A 15,644-nucleotide genomic window follows, 5' to 3' on the forward strand; every position below is an offset into this window, starting at 1 on the left:
GAAGCATCCGCCCCTCTTCGAATCTGGAGGGTCAGTTCGACATGAAGCCGACGAGCAGACCGCCCGTCACCTTCACGGCGACGTTGTAGATGCCGGCCACGACGGCGCCGAGCACCGTGAACACGATCAGGTTCAGAATCGAGACGACGGCGGCGAACGCCATCACCTGCGGCAGCCCGGCGACCTCGGAGATGCGCACCGAGTTGTCGGTGATCGCACCGACGATCTCGTCAGCCTGAGTGAGGAGTCCCGTCGCCTGGAGAACCAGGAAGATCAGGAAGAACGACACCATGGTGACGATCGCGAGTGCGACCGCTCCGAGGAACGAGAGCTTCACGGCCGACCAGAAGTCGACGTAGACGAGGCGCAGGCGCACCTGCTTCCCGCCGGTCTTGCGCGTGGACTTCTTCGCCAGCTTTTCGGCTACTGTGCTCATGCGTCTGCTTCCTCAGGGTTCTCGTTCGTCTCGGGGGCGGTGGCGGTGGATTCGGAGTCCACCTCTGCCTCATCCGATTCGTCTTCCTCGGTGAGGCCCCGCTCGCCGTTGCGGGCGATGGCGAGGATCCGGTCGGCTTCCGTCGTCCGTGCGAACACCACTCCCATGGTGTCTCGGCCCTTGGCGGGCACCTCGGCCACGGCAGAGCGTACCACCTTGCCGCTGGACAGAACCACAAGGACCTCGTCGTCGGAGGAGACCATCAGACCACCCGCGAGAGTGCCCCGATCGTCGTTGAGCTTGGCCACCTTGATGCCGAAACCACCGCGTCCCTGGACGCGATATTCCTCGATCGCCGTGCGCTTCGCGTAGCCGCCGTCGGTCACCACGAACACGAACTGACCGGGAGCCGCGACGGATGCCGACAGCAGGCTGTCGCCCTCGCGGAACTTCATGCCCTTCACCCCGGCGGTGGCGCGTCCCATCGGTCGCAGCGCATCGTCGGTCGCGCTGAACCTGACGGACATGCCCCGGCGGCTGATGAGGAGGATGTCGTCCTCGGCGTTCACCATGAGCGCCGAGACCAGTTCGTCCTCGTCGTTCAGGCGGATCGCGATGACGCCGCCCTGGCGGTTGGTGTCATACGTGTCGAGGCGCGTCTTCTTGACCAGACCGTCGCGCGTCGCGAGCACCAGGTAGTCGGCGACCGCGTAGTCACGGATGTCGAGCACCTGAGCGATGTTCTCGTCGGGCTGCAGCGCGAGCAGGTTGGCGACATGCGTGCCCTTCGCGTCCCGCCCGGCTTCGGGGACCTCGTAGGTCTTCGCGCGGTAGACGCGCCCCTTGTCGGTGAAGAACAGCAGCCAGTGGTGGGTCGTCGTCACGAAGAAGTGCTCGACGATGTCGTCCGCCCGCAGCTGGGCGCCCTTGATGCCCTTGCCGCCGCGGTGCTGCGAGCGGTAGTTGTCGCTGCGGGTGCGCTTGATGTACCCCGCCCGGGTGATGGTGACGACCATCTCCTCCTCGGCGATGAGGTCTTCCATCGAGACGTCGCCGTCGAAACCGTGCAGGATGTGCGTGCGACGGTCGTCGCCGAAGCGATCGACGATACCCGTGAGCTCTTCGCGGATGATGTCGCGCTGCAGCGACTCATCGGCGAGGATCGCCTGGTACTCGGCGATGAGGCGCTCGAGCTCGGCCGCCTCGTCGAGGATCTTCTGCCGCTCGAGCGCCGCGAGGCGACGGAGCTGCATGTCGAGGATGGCCTGGGCCTGGTCGTCGTCGATCTCGAGGAGCTTCTTCAGCCCCTCGCGGGCGTCGTCGACCGTGGCCGAACGACGGATCAGAGCAATGACCTCGTCGAGCGCGTCGAGCGCCTTGAGGTAGCCGCGCAGGATGTGCATGCGACGCTCGGCCTTCGCCAGGCGGAAGCGCGTGCGGCGGACGATGACCTCGAGCTGGTGGGTGATCCAGTAGGTCACGAACCCGTCGAGCGCCAGGGTGCGCGGCACGCCGTCGACGATCGCGAGCATGTTCGCGCCGAAGTTCTCCTGCAGCTGCGTGTGCTTGTAGAGGTTGTTGAGCACGACCTTCGCGACGGCATCGCGCTTGAGCACGACGACGAGGCGCTGGCCCGTGCGGTCCGAGGACTCGTCGCGGATGTCGGCGATGCCGCTGATCTTGCCGTCACGGACGAGGTCGCCGATCTTCACAGCGACGTTGTCGGGGTTCACCTGGTACGGCAGCTCGGTGATCACGAGGCACGTGCGGCCCTGGATCTCCTCGACGTTGACGACCGCGCGCATCGTGATGGATCCGCGACCGGTGCGATAGGCCTCGTGGATTCCCTTGGTGCCCAGGATCTGAGCGCCGGTCGGGAAGTCAGGGCCGGGAACGCGCTGGATCAGCCCGTCGAGGAGCTCTTCACGCGGAAGGCCGGGGTTGTCGAGCGCCCAGAGCGCGGCATCCGAGATCTCACGCAGGTTGTGCGGGGGGATGTTGGTCGCCATGCCGACGGCGATTCCGACCGAGCCGTTGACGAGCAGGTTCGGGAACCGCGCCGGAAGGACTGTCGGCTCCTGGGTCTGGCCGTCGTAGTTGTCCTGGAAGTCGACGGTGTCTTCTTCGATGTCGCGCACCATCTCGAGCGCGAGCGGAGCCATCTTCGTCTCGGTGTATCGAGGAGCAGCGGCTCCCATGTTGCCGGGAGATCCGAAGTTTCCCTGACCCAGCGCGAGCGGGTACCGCAGCGCCCACGGCTGAACGAGACGAACGAGGGCGTCGTAGATCGCCGAGTCACCGTGGGGGTGGTACTGACCCATGACCTCGCCCACGACACGGGCGCACTTCGAGAACGACTTGTCGGGGCGGAACCCACCGTCGTACATGCCGTAGATCACGCGGCGGTGCACCGGCTTCAGACCGTCGCGCACGTCGGGGAGGGCACGTCCGACGATCACGGCCATCGCGTAGTCGAGATAGCTGCGCTCCATCTCGAACTTCAGGTCGACCTGGTCGATGTTCCCGTGGTCGTGGGCCGGGGGCTCGGGGCGTACTTCGTCAGTCATGTGTGTTGTCGATTCCGGTCGTTATTCGAGCGAATGCAGGGCGCGGGGCGCCTCAGATGTCGAGGAAGCGGACGTCCTTGGCGTTGCGCTGGATGAAGCTGCGTCGTGATTCGACGTCCTCACCCATCAGCACGCTGAAGATCTCGTCTGCCGCCGCGGCATCCTCGATGGTCACCTGGCGGAGCGTCCGCGTCGTGTGATCCATCGTGGTCTCCCACAGCTCCTTGGCGTTCATCTCGCCGAGACCCTTGTAGCGCTGGATGCCGGCATCCTTCGGGATGCGCTTGCCGTTGTCGAGGCCGAACTTCAGCAGCGCATCGCGCTCCGCGTCGCTGAACACGTATTCGTGCGGCTGGTTCGACCACTTGAGGCGGTACAGCGGCGGCATCGCGAGGTACACGAAACCGGCCTCGATGAGGCCGCGCATGTAACGGAACAGCAGCGTCAGAAGCAGCGTCGTGATGTGCTGGCCGTCGACGTCGGCATCCGCCATCAGCACGATCTTGTGATAGCGCGCCTTCTCGATGTCGAAGTCCTCGCCGATGCCCGTGCCGAAGGCCTGGATCATCGCCTGGACCTCGCGGTTGCCGAGCGCCTTGTCGAGGCGAGCGCGCTCGACGTTGAGGATCTTGCCGCGGAGCGCGAGGATCGCCTGCGTGTGCGGGTCGCGTCCCTGCACGGCGGAGCCGCCGGCCGAGTCACCCTCGACGAGGAAGATCTCGCTGATCGAGGGGTCCTTGCTGGTGCAGTCCTTGAGCTTGTCGGGCATGGCAGCCGACTCGAACACGCTCTTTCGCCGTGCGGTCTCCCGCGCCTTGCGAGCGGCGAGACGCGCGGTCGCTGCGTCGAGCGCCTTGCGGATGATGTTCTTCGCCTGCGCGGGGTTGCGGTCGAACCAGTCGCCGAGCTGATCGCCCACGACCTTCTGCACGAACGCCTTGGCCTCGGTGTTGCCCAGCTTGGTCTTGGTCTGACCCTCGAACTGGGGCTCGCCCAGCTTGATCGAGATGACGGCGGTCAATCCCTCGCGCACATCGTCGCCGGAGAGGTTGTCGTCCTTCTCCTTGAGGATGTTGTTCGCACGCGCGTACTTGTTCACCAGCGTGGTGAGCGCTGCGCGGAAGCCCTCTTCATGGGTGCCGCCCTCGTGCGTGTTGATCGTGTTCGCGTAGGTGAACACGTTCTCGGTGTACGAGGTGGTCCACTGCATCGCGACCTCGAGCGAGATCTTGCGCGCCGTGTCCTCGGACTCGAAGGCGATGATCTCCTCGTTGACGACCTCCGCGTGACGCACCTTGTTGAGGTACTCGACGTAGTCGACGAGTCCGCGCTCGTAGAAGAAGACGTCGCCGGGCTGCTTGGTCGTGGTGACGCCGGCTTCTTCGACCTCGTAGGCCGAGGACGCGCGCTCGTCGAGCAGCTCGATGCGGAGACCCTTGTTGAGGAACGCCATCTGCTGGAACCGCGTGCGCAGGGTGTCGTAGTCGAAGTCGGTCGTCTCGGTGAAGATCGAGGCATCCGGCCAGAACGTGATGCTCGTGCCGGTGTCCTCGGTCTCTTCGCCCTTGATGAGCTTCTGCTGCGGCACTCCGCCGTCGGCGAAGCTGTGCCGCCAGACGAAGCCCTTCTGCTTGACCTCGACGTCGAAACGCGTCGAGAGGGCGTTCACGACCGAGGAGCCGACGCCGTGCAGACCGCCCGAGACGGCGTACGCGCCGCCGCCGAACTTGCCACCGGCGTGCAGGATCGTCAGCACGACCTCGACCGTCGACTTCGACGGGTCGGAGGAGTGCGGATCCACCGGGATTCCGCGGCCATTGTCGATCACGCGCACGCCGCCGTCTTCGAGCAGGGTGACGAAGATGGTGTCGGCGTAGCCGGCGAGAGCCTCATCGACGGAGTTGTCGACGATCTCGTAGACCAGGTGGTGCAGACCGCGCGGACCCGTGGATCCGATGTACATGCCGGGTCGCTTGCGCACCGCCTCGAGTCCTTCGAGGATCTGGATCGAATCGGCACCGTACTCGCCGGGCTGCTTGATCTTGGGGGAGATCGATGTGGACCTCACCTCCGCTTCCGCGGGAGTCTGGGTCTCTGCGCCCTGGGAGGGGTCAGGGGTTTCCCCGGTGGTCGATTCCGTCTCGTCAGCAGGGAATTCAGGCGTCATCAGAGGGCATTCTCCACATCGATATCACGAACTCCCATTCTAGCGGTCTTTCGAGTCGAAATCCCGCTGAACGGCCGTGTATGGCCCTCTGAGCCTCTCGAACCCCCTGAACGGTGCCCTACCCGTAGGTATCGCGCGGGCCCCGTCCTGGAACGACTCTGGGACCCCATTTCCATGAGGGTACGTCCGGTCCGATGAAGCGGAGGTTCTCCACTCCCGCATCCGGATACCGTCGACCGATCTCGGTGAGGATGGTCCCGCGCATGTACTGGAGGTTCTTCGCCCAGGCCGTCGAATCGCACTTCACGGTGAGCACTCCGCGTTCGAGAGAGACCGGTTCGGAGTGCTTCGCCGTGTCGGTGCCCGCGAGATCGGACCACTGCCTGACCAGGTCTTCGCGGGCGAGAGTCTTCTGCCAGCCCGCGTCGCGGGTGAGCTTGTCGAGCACCGCCCCGAGGGGACCGGGGTCACGACCGGGTGTGAAGGGAGCGTTGTCGTCGTCTGCGACGATCCGTCGCTTGCGCTTCCACGACTTCGAACTCGGAGCGAGGCCACGCAGACGCAGGTAGGTCGCGACCGTCTCGGGGGTCTCCGGTGTCGGAGCGGATGCCGGGACAGGTGCGATGTCACTCATCTGCCACTTCCCTCTCGTCACTGATGGTGCCGGCCGAGATCCTGACCACGTGGGCATGGAGCACCTCGGGGATATCCTCCTCCACTGCCGCGGTCACGACCACCTGCTCGTAACCCGCGGTGAGCGCCGCGAGGCGCTGTCGGCGATCGGCATCGAGTTCGGCGAACACGTCATCGAGGATCAGCACGGGGTCGCCGGCGGGGGACTCGCTGCGCAGCAGCTCGGCGGAGGCGAGGCGTAGCGCGAGCGCCACAGACCAGGACTCCCCGTGCGATGCGTAACCCTTCACCGGCAGACCGCGAACCCGTAGAACGAGATCATCGCGATGAGGGCCGGTCAGGGTGAGTCCGCGGTCGAGCTCGTTCGATCGCTTGGCGAGCAGTGCGGCGTGGAACATCTCGGCGATGTCTCCCGAGGTCTCGGCCGGCGCATCGACTCCCTCTTCGGGATCTGCGCCTCGCACCGAGAGCGCCCAGTCGAGCTGGGGACGATGATCCTCGCCGGCGATCGCCGCATACGCCTCTGCGACCGGATGCTGCAGATCGGCCGCGAGACGCTGACGCGCCGTGATGATCTCGGCTCCGAGGGAGACGAGCTTGTCGTCCCATACATCGAGGGTGCTCAGCCCTTCGCCCTTGATGCCGCGCGCTCGCGCCGACTTCAGAAGGGCGTTGCGCTGCTTGAGCACACGGTCGTAGTCGGCGAGCACTGACGACATGCGAGGAGTGCGCTGGATCAGCAGCTGGTCGACGAAACGACGGCGAGAAGACGGGTCGCCGCGCACGATCTGCAGATCTTCAGGGGCGAACAGCACGACGTGGGCATATCGGGGAAGCTCATTCGTCTTCGAGGGAGATCCGTTGATGCGCGCCTTGTTCGTACCCTGCTTGTTGAGCTGCACCTCGATCAGCACCTTGCGTTCACCGTGCGACAGGCGTGCGCGGATGATCGCGAAATCCTGGCCTTCGCGCACCATCGGCGCATCCGACGACACCCTGTGGGAGCCGAGAGTGGCGAGGAAGACGACGGCCTCTGCGAGGTTGGTCTTGCCCTGACCGTTGCGGCCGACCAAGACGTTGGGGCCCTTGTGCAGAGCGAGATCCGCGGTCGCATAATTGCGGAAGTCGACCAGGCTCAGGTGTTCCACAATCACGCTGTCAGCCTACCTTCGGGGTCTGACACCGCTGTCCCCGCGCGGCGTTCGCCCGTCGCAGGATCAGCGGAGCAGCAGGTTCGGCTGCAGCAGGTACTTGAACGAGTCGAGCCCGGCCTGATCGACCGATGTCTGGCTGGTGATCAGCACGGGACTGAGCTTGTTCGCGTTGTCGCTCGAGGTGAACGTGACGCGGACGAACTCGCTCTTGACCGCTCCGAGTGCCTCGATGAGGTACTGCGGGTTGAGGCCGAGAGTGACATCGTCGCCACCGTTCAGGATCGCGTCGACGGACTCGGAGGCACGTGCGTGCTCGCTGCCCGATGCATCCATCGTGACGCTGTCGGACGTGAACGTGAAGCGCAGCGGAGCTGCGCGATCCAGCACGAGCGACACGCGGCGCACCGCTTCGACGAGGTCGGCGGTGTTCACGACCGCGTAGTGCTCGGTCTGCTCGGGGAACAGACGGCGGACAGGCGGGAAGTTGCCCTTGATCAGCAGCGAGGTCACGGTCTTGTTGCCTGCCGTGAAGGCGATGATCTCGCGATCGCCGGCTCCGGAGAATGCGATCTGGATGGTTCCGGCGTGACCGAAGGTCTTTCCGACTTCGAGAAGCGTGCGTGCAGGGACCAGTGCGCTCGCTTCGACCGCCTCGCCATCCCACGGGACGTCTCGGAGCGAGACACGATAGCGGTCCGTCGCGACCAGGCTGAGCGTGTGTCCGGAGACCTCGAGCTGCACACCCGTGAGCACGGGGGTCACGTCGTCACGCGATGCGGCGAAGCCGACCTGAGCGATCGCGGTTCCGAAATCATCGGCCGGGACGACGCCGGACGAGCCGGACACCTCGGGGATGGAGGGATATTCCTCGACCGGCATGGCTGCGAGGGTGAACCGAGCGGAGCCGCACGTGACGGTGATGCTGCCGTCGTCCTCGACGGCGATCTCGATCGGCGCGTTGGGCAGGCGGCTGGCGATGTCGGAGAGCAGTCGACCGTGGACGAGTATCGTGCCGGGGGTGTCGACCGTGGCTTCGATGGTGGTCCGAGCGGATGCCTCGTAGTCGAAGGCCGAGAGCGTGAGCCCTGATCCGTCGGCCTCGATCAGCACTCCGGCGAGAATCGGCTGCGGGTTCCGCTGCGGAAGCAGCTTGACGACGAAGGACACAGCCTCGCTGAAGACATCGCGGTTGACCTGAAACCTCACGGGTGCTCCCTTGTCGTCATTCTGAGACGTGTCGTCATCGTTCCTGCCTGTGCAGGGCTTCCCATGCTAGCCCCACAGTCGGGCGGATCCCTACGACCGGAGCAAACCGCGGGTCCGTTCGACTTTCCCCACCGTCTGGTGATCGGATCGCCCTTGAATTGAATTAACTCCTTAACGGTGTTAACACCTGTGGATACTGTGGATAACTCGGTGGAAAGCAGACGCCAGTAGGGAACTACACGGTTGTCACTTGTGGAAACCCTGAGGAATCCGCGGGTGGACAGCTTCCCGGGGGTCGCACCGTCTCCCACAGTTATCCACAGGTTCGGCGGTTTCTCACACATCCGTCCCGATCTCGAGGCGATTCATCCACAAGTTATCCACATGTGCAAACTGGCATCGATCGAGCCGGCCATATGCCTCTCAGGCGCACAGAAAGGGGGTCGTGGCTTCCCATCGGAAGCCACGACCCCCTTTTCGAGGTGGCGCGGGCTCAGCGTCGACCGAGCTGCGTGGTGATCTCTGTCACCTGGTTGTAGATCGAACGCCGCTCCTTCATGAGCTCGCTGATCTTCTTGTAGGCGTACATCACCGTGGTGTGGTCCCGGTTGCCGAACAACTGCCCGATCTTCGGCAGCGAGAGGCTGGTGCGCTCTCGGCACAGGTACATGGCGATCTGGCGTGACGTGGCGATCTGCTGCGATCTGCTCGAGCCGTAGAGATCGTCGACGGTCAGCTTGAAGTACTGCGCGGTCGCGGTGATGATGTCGGTCGGCGAGATGATGTTGTCCTCAGCCGTGTCGATGATGTCGCGCAGCACCGTCTGGGCGAGAGAGATGTCGAGAGCCGAGCGGTTCAGGCTGGCGAAGGCCGAGACACGGATCAGCGCCCCCTCGAGTTCACGGATGTTCGACGAGACCACCGTCGCGATGTACTCGAGTACCTCGTCGGGAATATGAAGGGCTTCGCTCTGCGCCTTCTTACGGAGAATCGCGATTCTCGTCTCGAGGTCAGGAGCCTGTACATCGGTGATCAGACCCCACTCGAACCGGCTCCGCATGCGGTCCTCGAAGCCTGTCAGGTGCTTCGGGGCCACGTCGCTCGTGATCACGACCTGCTTGTTGTGGTCGTGGAGAGTGTTGAAGGTATGGAAGAACGCCTCCTGGGTCTCGGCGCGACCCTGCAGGAACTGGATGTCGTCGATCAGGAGGATGTCGACATCGCGGTAGCGGGCCTGGAAGGCTGCGCCCCTGTTGTTCGCGATCGAGTTGATGAAGTCGTTCGTGAATTCCTCGCTCGACACGTACCTGACCTTGACGCCTGCGTAGAGAGACTGGGCGTAGTCGCCGATCGCGTGCAGCAGGTGGGTCTTGCCGAGACCGGAGTCACCGTAGATGAACAGCGGGTTGTAGGCCTTGGCCGGCGCCTCGGCGACGGCGACCGCTGCGGCGTGCGCGAACCTGTTCGACTGTCCGATGACGAAGTTGTCGAAGGTGTACTTGGGGTTGAGCCGCGACTCGTGACGCTGCTGCGTCGGCTGCTCCATCGGAGACTCGACGCGGATCTGCTCCTGGCGACCGTAGTCCGCGACCGCGATGGGCGCCGTCGGCTGCTCGGCGAGCTCGTGGTTGACCACCACTCGGTAGGAGGTGACCTCCTCGCCGATGTGGGAGAGGGCTTCCATGATCGGCAGCCGCAGTCTCTTGTTGATCTGCGCAGCGGTGAGATCGTTGGGCACCTCGAGATAGAGCGTCGCCGCCATCACTCCAGCCGGAACGGCGAGGCTGAGGAATCCCTGGAGTTGAGGGGTGACCCTGTCATCCGCTTCGAGGAGCTCCTGCACCGTGGTCCAGATCGGAACGTCGGGCTGGGCAGGTGATGACATGACGCTCCGTGCTGAGGGGGCGACGGGCCGTCGGGATCACGCGGCTCGCCTGTGGATAACTTCGGATGCCACGGTAGTCACCACGGCTGTGAACGGCAACCTGCCCACGGAAATCCGCGCGCGTGTTGCGCATACGTGCACGCCCGAGGTTGTGGATAGTAGCTGTGCGGATCGTGTCGGGGTCCGGGCCGAAGCGCGCAGATTTGCTCTGCGCGCCGTCAGGACGTACCCTTAATCGGTTGACTTATGCCTGAATGGCAGATCCCTATGTCTCCGGTCAAAATGATCCCGGTGGCAGCATTCCCGGAGTGATTTCATGAGCAAGCGCACCTTCCAGCCCAACAACCGTCGTCGCGCCAAGAAGCACGGCTTCCGTCTTCGCATGCGCACCCGCGCCGGCCGTTCGATCCTCTCGGCTCGCCGCGCGAAGGGCCGCACCGAGCTCTCCGCGTAGATCGCTGTGCTCGCCCGCCCGTTTCGTGTGACCCGCGGGAGCGACTATCGCCTGGTCGTTCGACGCGGATCCCGTTGTGGCGGAGCCAAGGTCGTCACTTCGATGTTGGCGACGGGCGAGAACAGAGCCGCGAGGTTCGGATTCATCATCAGCAAGCAGGTGGGCACCGCTGTGGTGCGCAATACCGTGCGTCGGCGACTCAAAGCCGTGTGTGCGGATGCGCTGGCGCGGGTCCCCGAGGGCATGGATGTCGTCATCCGTGCCCTTCCTGCATCTGCGACAGCGACATACGCAGAGCTGAGCGCCGATGTGAATCGCTGTCTCGACCGCCTCGGGCAGGCTCGAGCATGACCGCCCTCCCGGCATCCTCGATCGGAACCGCGCATCTGCAGACCGGGGATGTGCTGCGCAGCATCCCGCTGATCCCGAGGAATCTGGTTCTGGGTTTCCTCACCGGGTATCGCAAGGTGATCTCCCCGATGTACGGAGATGTCTGTGCCTATTACCCATCTTGTTCCGCTTACGCTGTAGGTGCGGTGCAACAGCACGGCGCGGTGAGGGGAGCGATGCTCTCGGCATGGCGCATCCTCCGTTGCAATCCCTGGAGCCACGGCGGCGTCGATGACGTCCGTCCGCACCAACACTTCCGTTATGACCTGACCGCTCGCGGTTTCGTCGTCCCTGCCCGAAAGGATTGATCGGTGGGTCTTGACCTTCTGCTCGCCAGCGCAACACCTTCGCCGGAGCCTGCCTCCGGCGGCTTCGATCTGATCGGAACCATCCTCTGGCCCCTCAAGTGGGTCGTCGAGCTCGTGCTCGTCGCCTGGCATTGGCTGCTGACGGCCGTCGGCCTTCCGGCAGCATCCGGTCTGACCTGGGTGCTCTCGATCGTCGGACTCGTGATCGTGGTGCGCGCTGCGCTGATCCCGCTCTTCGTGAAGCAGATCAAGAGCCAGCGAAAGATGATGGAAATCGCTCCTGAACTGCGAAAAGTTCAGGAGAAGTACCGGGGTAAGAAGGATCAGCTGTCTCGTGAGGCGATGAGCCGCGAGACCATGGCGCTGTATAAGAAGCACGGCACGACGCCGATGTCGAGCTGTCTGCCGCTTCTCGTGCAGATGCCCATCTTCTTCTCGCTGTTCAGCGTGCTGAGTGATGTCTCCAAGCACCACAACCTGGGTGTCGGTGGTGTGGGCCTGCTGAACGCCGAGCTGACCGAGCAGTTCTACAACGCCGAGCTCTTCGGAGTCGCATCACTGCACGAGACTCTCGGCAACGCGGTGGATGCAGGCAACACGACGGCGATCGTCATCCTGGTCACGCTCGTCGTGCTCATGATCGCGTCGCAGTTCTTCACCCAGCTGCAGATCATCTCGAAGAACCTGTCGCCCGAGGCCAAGACCGGCCAGGCGTACCAGATGCAGAAGATCATGCTCTACGTGCTGCCGCTCGGCTTCATCTTCTCGGGCATCTTCTTCCCGCTCGGTGTGGTCGTGTACTGGTTCATCTCGAACCTCTGGACGATGGGGCAGCAGTTCCTCGTCATCCGCGAGATGCCTACTCCCGGGTCTGAAGCAGCCAAGGCGCGGGAAGAGCGACTGGCTCGCAAGGGCAAGGCGATCGACGGATCGGGCAAGGTCGTTCCCATGGCGGCTTACGAAGCAGAGCAGCAGCGTCTGCTCGAAGAGGCCGAGCGCGCGAAGGCACAGGCACCCAAGCGTCAGCAGCCGGTGGGCAAGAAGCGTTCGAAGAAGAAGGGGAGCGGTTCGTGACCGACAACGTGACCGAGATCGTGGAACCCACGGTCGCCGAGCTCGAGAACGAGGGAGACGTCGCAGCCGACTACCTCGAGGAGCTGCTCGACATCGCCGACATTGACGGCGATCTGAATCTCGATGTCCGCCAGGGCCGCGCATATGTGTCGGTCGAGGCTGAAGGCGATGGGCTTGCCGTGCTTTCTGCGCCCGACACGGTGCAGGCCCTGCAGGAGCTGACCCGTCTCGCGGTTCAGAACAAGACCGGTTCGTTCTCGCGGCTGATCCTCGACGTCGGTGGATCGCGCGACGCACGCCGCCGGCAGCTCGAGACGCTCGTGAACGCCGCGGCCGCGAAGCTCGACGATGGAGCGACCCAGGCATCGCTGCCCGCGATGTCGAGCTACGAGCGCAAGTTGGTTCACGATATTGCCGCTGATCAGGGACTTGTCTCCGAGTCCTACGGCGAAGGCGCTGACCGCCACACCGTCTTGCGTCGTCGTTGACGTTTCACGTGAAACATCCAGGCGGGGTGCGGTCATGAGTGTCGTCGAGGTCGAACCCTCCGTAGCTGTTGAGCTGTTCGGGGATCGGATCGAACTGGCGCGCCAGTTTGCTGCGGCTCTGACGGAGCATGGTGAGGAGAGAGGACTGATCGGCCCTCTCGAACTGCCGCGTCTGTGGACCAGGCACATTTTGAACAGCGTCATCGCTGCCCCCCTGTTTCACGGATCTGTTGCAGACATCGGCTCCGGGGCTGGGTTGCCCGGAATCGTTCTCGCGATCGCCCGCCCCGACGTGCAGTGGACGCTCATCGAGCCGATGGAACGTCGTGTCACATGGCTGAACGAGCAGGTCACGGAGTTGCGCCTGGACAACGTCGAGGTGCTCCGTGCTCGAGCTGAGGACGTGCGTCTCCCGGTGGGGTTCGATGTGGTCACCGCGCGGGCGGTGAGCGCGTTGAGAACACTGATCCCTCTCACCGCGCCCCTCGTGCGTGACGGCGGCGAACTGACGCTGCTCAAGGGAATGAATGCTGCGAATGAGATCGAAGCAGCTCAGAAGCAGATCAAGAAGTTCCGTCTGTCCGACGTGAGGGTGGAGACGCTCGGCGAGAGCGTGCTTCCTGAGACGACGAGAGTGGTCCGGGCCGTCGTTCGATAGCCGACGGTTGAGGCCAGACAGGTTCTCGTGCAGCTCGTTGCTGCGAATCATCGTGCGGGAATGCCCCGTGGTGCTTACCCGGATACCGGCTGGCGCCCCCTTGAACAGCGCCGGACGCGTTGGCACAAGATGGCAGTGGTTGGAGTGACCCACGTAAGGTGCGGGTCTCGGTTGCTCTGATCATGTGGTTGGTTCGGGGTCGTACGCCACTCATGCGTTTCACGTGAAACGTCCTCGCAGACAGCTCTGCCGACGAGTAGCGGCTACGACCCGGATGGCGAGAGGTCTACATTTGCAGGCGGCCTGCCCACGAGATGGATTCCGGGCACGATGAGGCCGCTGTACTCATTGGGACTTATGCAGCGCCCCCGCGGTTGACTCATACCGAGCGCGGACATTGCACACGGGCCCAGTAGGACCGAAGGCCCCACACTGGGGTACTACAGCGTTCGCGCGGTTTGCGCGATCGCATGCCTAGAGAGTGTCACGTGGCTCATGCATGTTTCACGTGAAACGTCATGGTCCACGAGTGTGGGTGCCGGTCGGATACCGATAGCCCGGTTCCAGCGGCGGAGGCTTGCTCGTTAGATTTCGAACCAATTGCCGTAGCCGGTCGTCGTCGTCGGGGAAAGCCATAGGTGACCAGCGGCGGCCTCGTGTTTCACGTGAAACACGTCATCACAGTGATCACGTACCGCAGCGCGCGTGGTGAGCCCGTGGTCTCTGCTGTGACGGCTCGACGTGCTTCCTCGGGCGCAAGGCGAGGGGCAGAGCCGACATGTCCTACGCGGACCTGTCGCGCTGCGCATCCATCTCGCTTGCCTTGGACATCCACGGACTCCTGCGATCGGAAGGCGGTTCAGAGACAGAGTCGGTTGAGGTACAGGCGACGACTCTGTTCTTGCTCGTGTAAGGGGAGTACCACGGAGTGAGTCCCGTCAGCATGCACCTTCTTGCCCACGTTCAGTACGGGGGAGTGGTCTCTTGTGCCGCTTTGTGCCATGCATCGCAGGCATTGTCAGAGCCGTCGACGCGGACGAGACGACTTCCGACCGCGGCGCGGTGCAGTGCACCTGTGAACAACAGGATGTTTCACGTGAAACCTCCGGTACGCCGGCTTGTGCGCAGCTCGCTGATTGACTGACGTCCCTGTGTTGCCGCCTCTCCTCGCCGACGAGAGGCGCATCGACGCTTGGTAGTGGCGCTCTGCATCGTGCGTGAGAGTTCGAGTCCCTCTGGGGAGTCGATGCGAGATCCCGTTGACACTCAGCATTGGACAAGCTCCCACTATCGAAAGGGATGGGACTCGTTGTCAGCACTCAGTGTGTGGTCCCATCGAGTTGTCGGGGTGAATGCGCGCGGTGGGACCAGCATGTTTCACGTGAAACGATCCGCCTGAGTCGTGCTTGCAGTGGCAGGTATGTCGTCATCCGGCGGACCTTGGAGTGTCCTCGACCCATGGGAAAGAGGGGCCGGCGAAGGCGCGTAGCCGCCGGCCTACTCGTGTCACGTACGTGACGGCGGTGGCGAGTGACATTTGAGAGCCGCTCGTTGATGGCGCTTGGTCGACCACACGGCGCGTGGAGAGGCCATGAAAGCGGTTCGGAGCTCGCACAGCACCGACTCGTCCGCGGAGAGTTGCGGCGCCTCTCAGTCGGGCGGTTGCTTCGCAGCAGCCCCAGTCCGTCTGGTCGCAGCTGTTGAATGGAAGCACGACTGTGCTGAGGACTAGGCGGCTTGGTGCGGAACCAAAGGATGTTTCACGTGAAACGCACGTGCTGATGGGTGGGTGGGCCGAACGCGCACAGCGATCGAGCTGCTCCTTGCAGTCTCGCGATCGGCCGCGATAGGAGCGAGCACTCGACCTCATTGCCAGATCTGCGCCTTCTAAGTACGTTTTGGGGCAAGTTCAGGCTGAAGACAGTTCCCGCGCACCGGCTCCCAGGGCAAGAGACTGCGAGAACACCTGCTGCGGATCGACGTTGTCAGCAGGGGGATTCCTCAGCGCCCACACGCGAGTTTCGTGGCTTCTTCGGCAATCATGCGACAGGAGAACCTCTGATCTCGCCTCAAATGAGGCGTGCCCCCACGCAACGCGTGAGCTTGAGGCGGCGAGGACACTGCCCGCGGAGGGGAGGGGCTTATGTATCCTCACAATCAGTGTGGCGTGTGGCGTGTGGCGTGTGGCGTGTGGCGTGTGGCGTGTGGCGTGTGGCGTGTGGCG

General features: G+C 63.9%; 13 protein-coding genes. 6 read left to right on the plus strand and 7 right to left on the minus strand.

The window, feature by feature from the left end:
- Positions 1-31 precede the first annotated feature (31 nt).
- From ACIP5T_RS12015 to dnaA, 7 genes are all read right to left on the minus strand, one after another.
- Entirely contained in the window at positions 32-436 is a 405-nt protein-coding gene (locus tag ACIP5T_RS12015; RefSeq protein WP_400863370.1) for a DUF3566 domain-containing protein, read from the minus strand.
- Positions 433-3,003: a DNA gyrase subunit A gene (gene gyrA, locus ACIP5T_RS12020; protein WP_400863371.1), complete on the minus strand. Its 2,571-nt coding sequence runs from the start codon at positions 3,001-3,003 to the stop codon at positions 433-435. Before gyrA ends, ACIP5T_RS12015 begins: the two co-directional genes overlap by 4 nt.
- Positions 3,004-3,055: 52 nt before the next feature.
- Complete coding sequence (gene gyrB / locus ACIP5T_RS12025; RefSeq protein ID WP_400863372.1) at positions 3,056-5,170, minus strand: DNA topoisomerase (ATP-hydrolyzing) subunit B; 2,115 nt, start codon at positions 5,168-5,170, stop codon at positions 3,056-3,058.
- A gap of 118 nt (positions 5,171-5,288) precedes the next feature.
- Positions 5,289-5,804, minus strand: a complete 516-nt coding sequence (locus ACIP5T_RS12030) for a DUF721 domain-containing protein (RefSeq protein WP_400863373.1) — start codon at positions 5,802-5,804, stop codon at positions 5,289-5,291.
- Positions 5,797-6,957: a DNA replication/repair protein RecF gene (gene recF, locus ACIP5T_RS12035; protein ID WP_400863374.1), complete on the minus strand. Its 1,161-nt coding sequence runs from the start codon at positions 6,955-6,957 to the stop codon at positions 5,797-5,799. Before recF ends, ACIP5T_RS12030 begins: the two co-directional genes overlap by 8 nt.
- Before the next feature lie 63 nt (positions 6,958-7,020).
- Positions 7,021-8,163: a DNA polymerase III subunit beta gene (gene dnaN, locus ACIP5T_RS12040; RefSeq protein WP_042541557.1), complete on the minus strand. Its 1,143-nt coding sequence runs from the start codon at positions 8,161-8,163 to the stop codon at positions 7,021-7,023.
- A gap of 493 nt (positions 8,164-8,656) precedes the next feature.
- A complete protein-coding gene (gene dnaA / locus ACIP5T_RS12045; protein ID WP_400863376.1) occupies positions 8,657-10,048 on the minus strand; it encodes a chromosomal replication initiator protein DnaA in 1,392 nt (463 codons plus the stop codon).
- A 316-nt stretch (positions 10,049-10,364) separates the two neighbouring features.
- Between dnaA and rpmH the strand changes: the two genes are divergently transcribed.
- From rpmH to rsmG, 6 genes are read left to right on the plus strand one after another with little or no spacing between them, the layout of a single operon-like run.
- Positions 10,365-10,502, plus strand: coding sequence for a 50S ribosomal protein L34 (gene rpmH, locus ACIP5T_RS12050; protein ID WP_042541555.1), 138 nt, complete (start codon positions 10,365-10,367; stop codon positions 10,500-10,502).
- Positions 10,503-10,508: 6 nt separating this feature from the next.
- Positions 10,509-10,853, plus strand: coding sequence for a ribonuclease P protein component (gene rnpA / locus ACIP5T_RS12055; protein ID WP_400863378.1), 345 nt, complete (start codon positions 10,509-10,511; stop codon positions 10,851-10,853).
- Complete coding sequence (gene yidD, locus ACIP5T_RS12060; protein ID WP_400863379.1) at positions 10,850-11,200, plus strand: membrane protein insertion efficiency factor YidD; 351 nt, start codon at positions 10,850-10,852, stop codon at positions 11,198-11,200. Before rnpA ends, yidD begins: the two co-directional genes overlap by 4 nt.
- A gap of 3 nt (positions 11,201-11,203) precedes the next feature.
- Positions 11,204-12,274: a membrane protein insertase YidC gene (gene yidC / locus ACIP5T_RS12065; RefSeq protein WP_400863381.1), complete on the plus strand. Its 1,071-nt coding sequence runs from the start codon at positions 11,204-11,206 to the stop codon at positions 12,272-12,274.
- Positions 12,271-12,762, plus strand: a complete 492-nt coding sequence (locus tag ACIP5T_RS12070; protein ID WP_400863382.1) for a protein jag — start codon at positions 12,271-12,273, stop codon at positions 12,760-12,762. The genes yidC and ACIP5T_RS12070 overlap by 4 nt, the downstream gene beginning before the upstream one ends.
- A 34-nt stretch (positions 12,763-12,796) precedes the next feature.
- Entirely contained in the window at positions 12,797-13,420 is a 624-nt protein-coding gene (rsmG, locus tag ACIP5T_RS12075; protein ID WP_400864718.1) for a 16S rRNA (guanine(527)-N(7))-methyltransferase RsmG, read from the plus strand.
- The last annotated feature ends 2,224 nt before the right edge of the window (positions 13,421-15,644 follow it).

This window comes from Microbacterium sp. NPDC088619 (genome assembly GCF_044752825.1).
Lineage (GTDB): Bacteria > Actinomycetota > Actinomycetes > Actinomycetales > Microbacteriaceae > Microbacterium.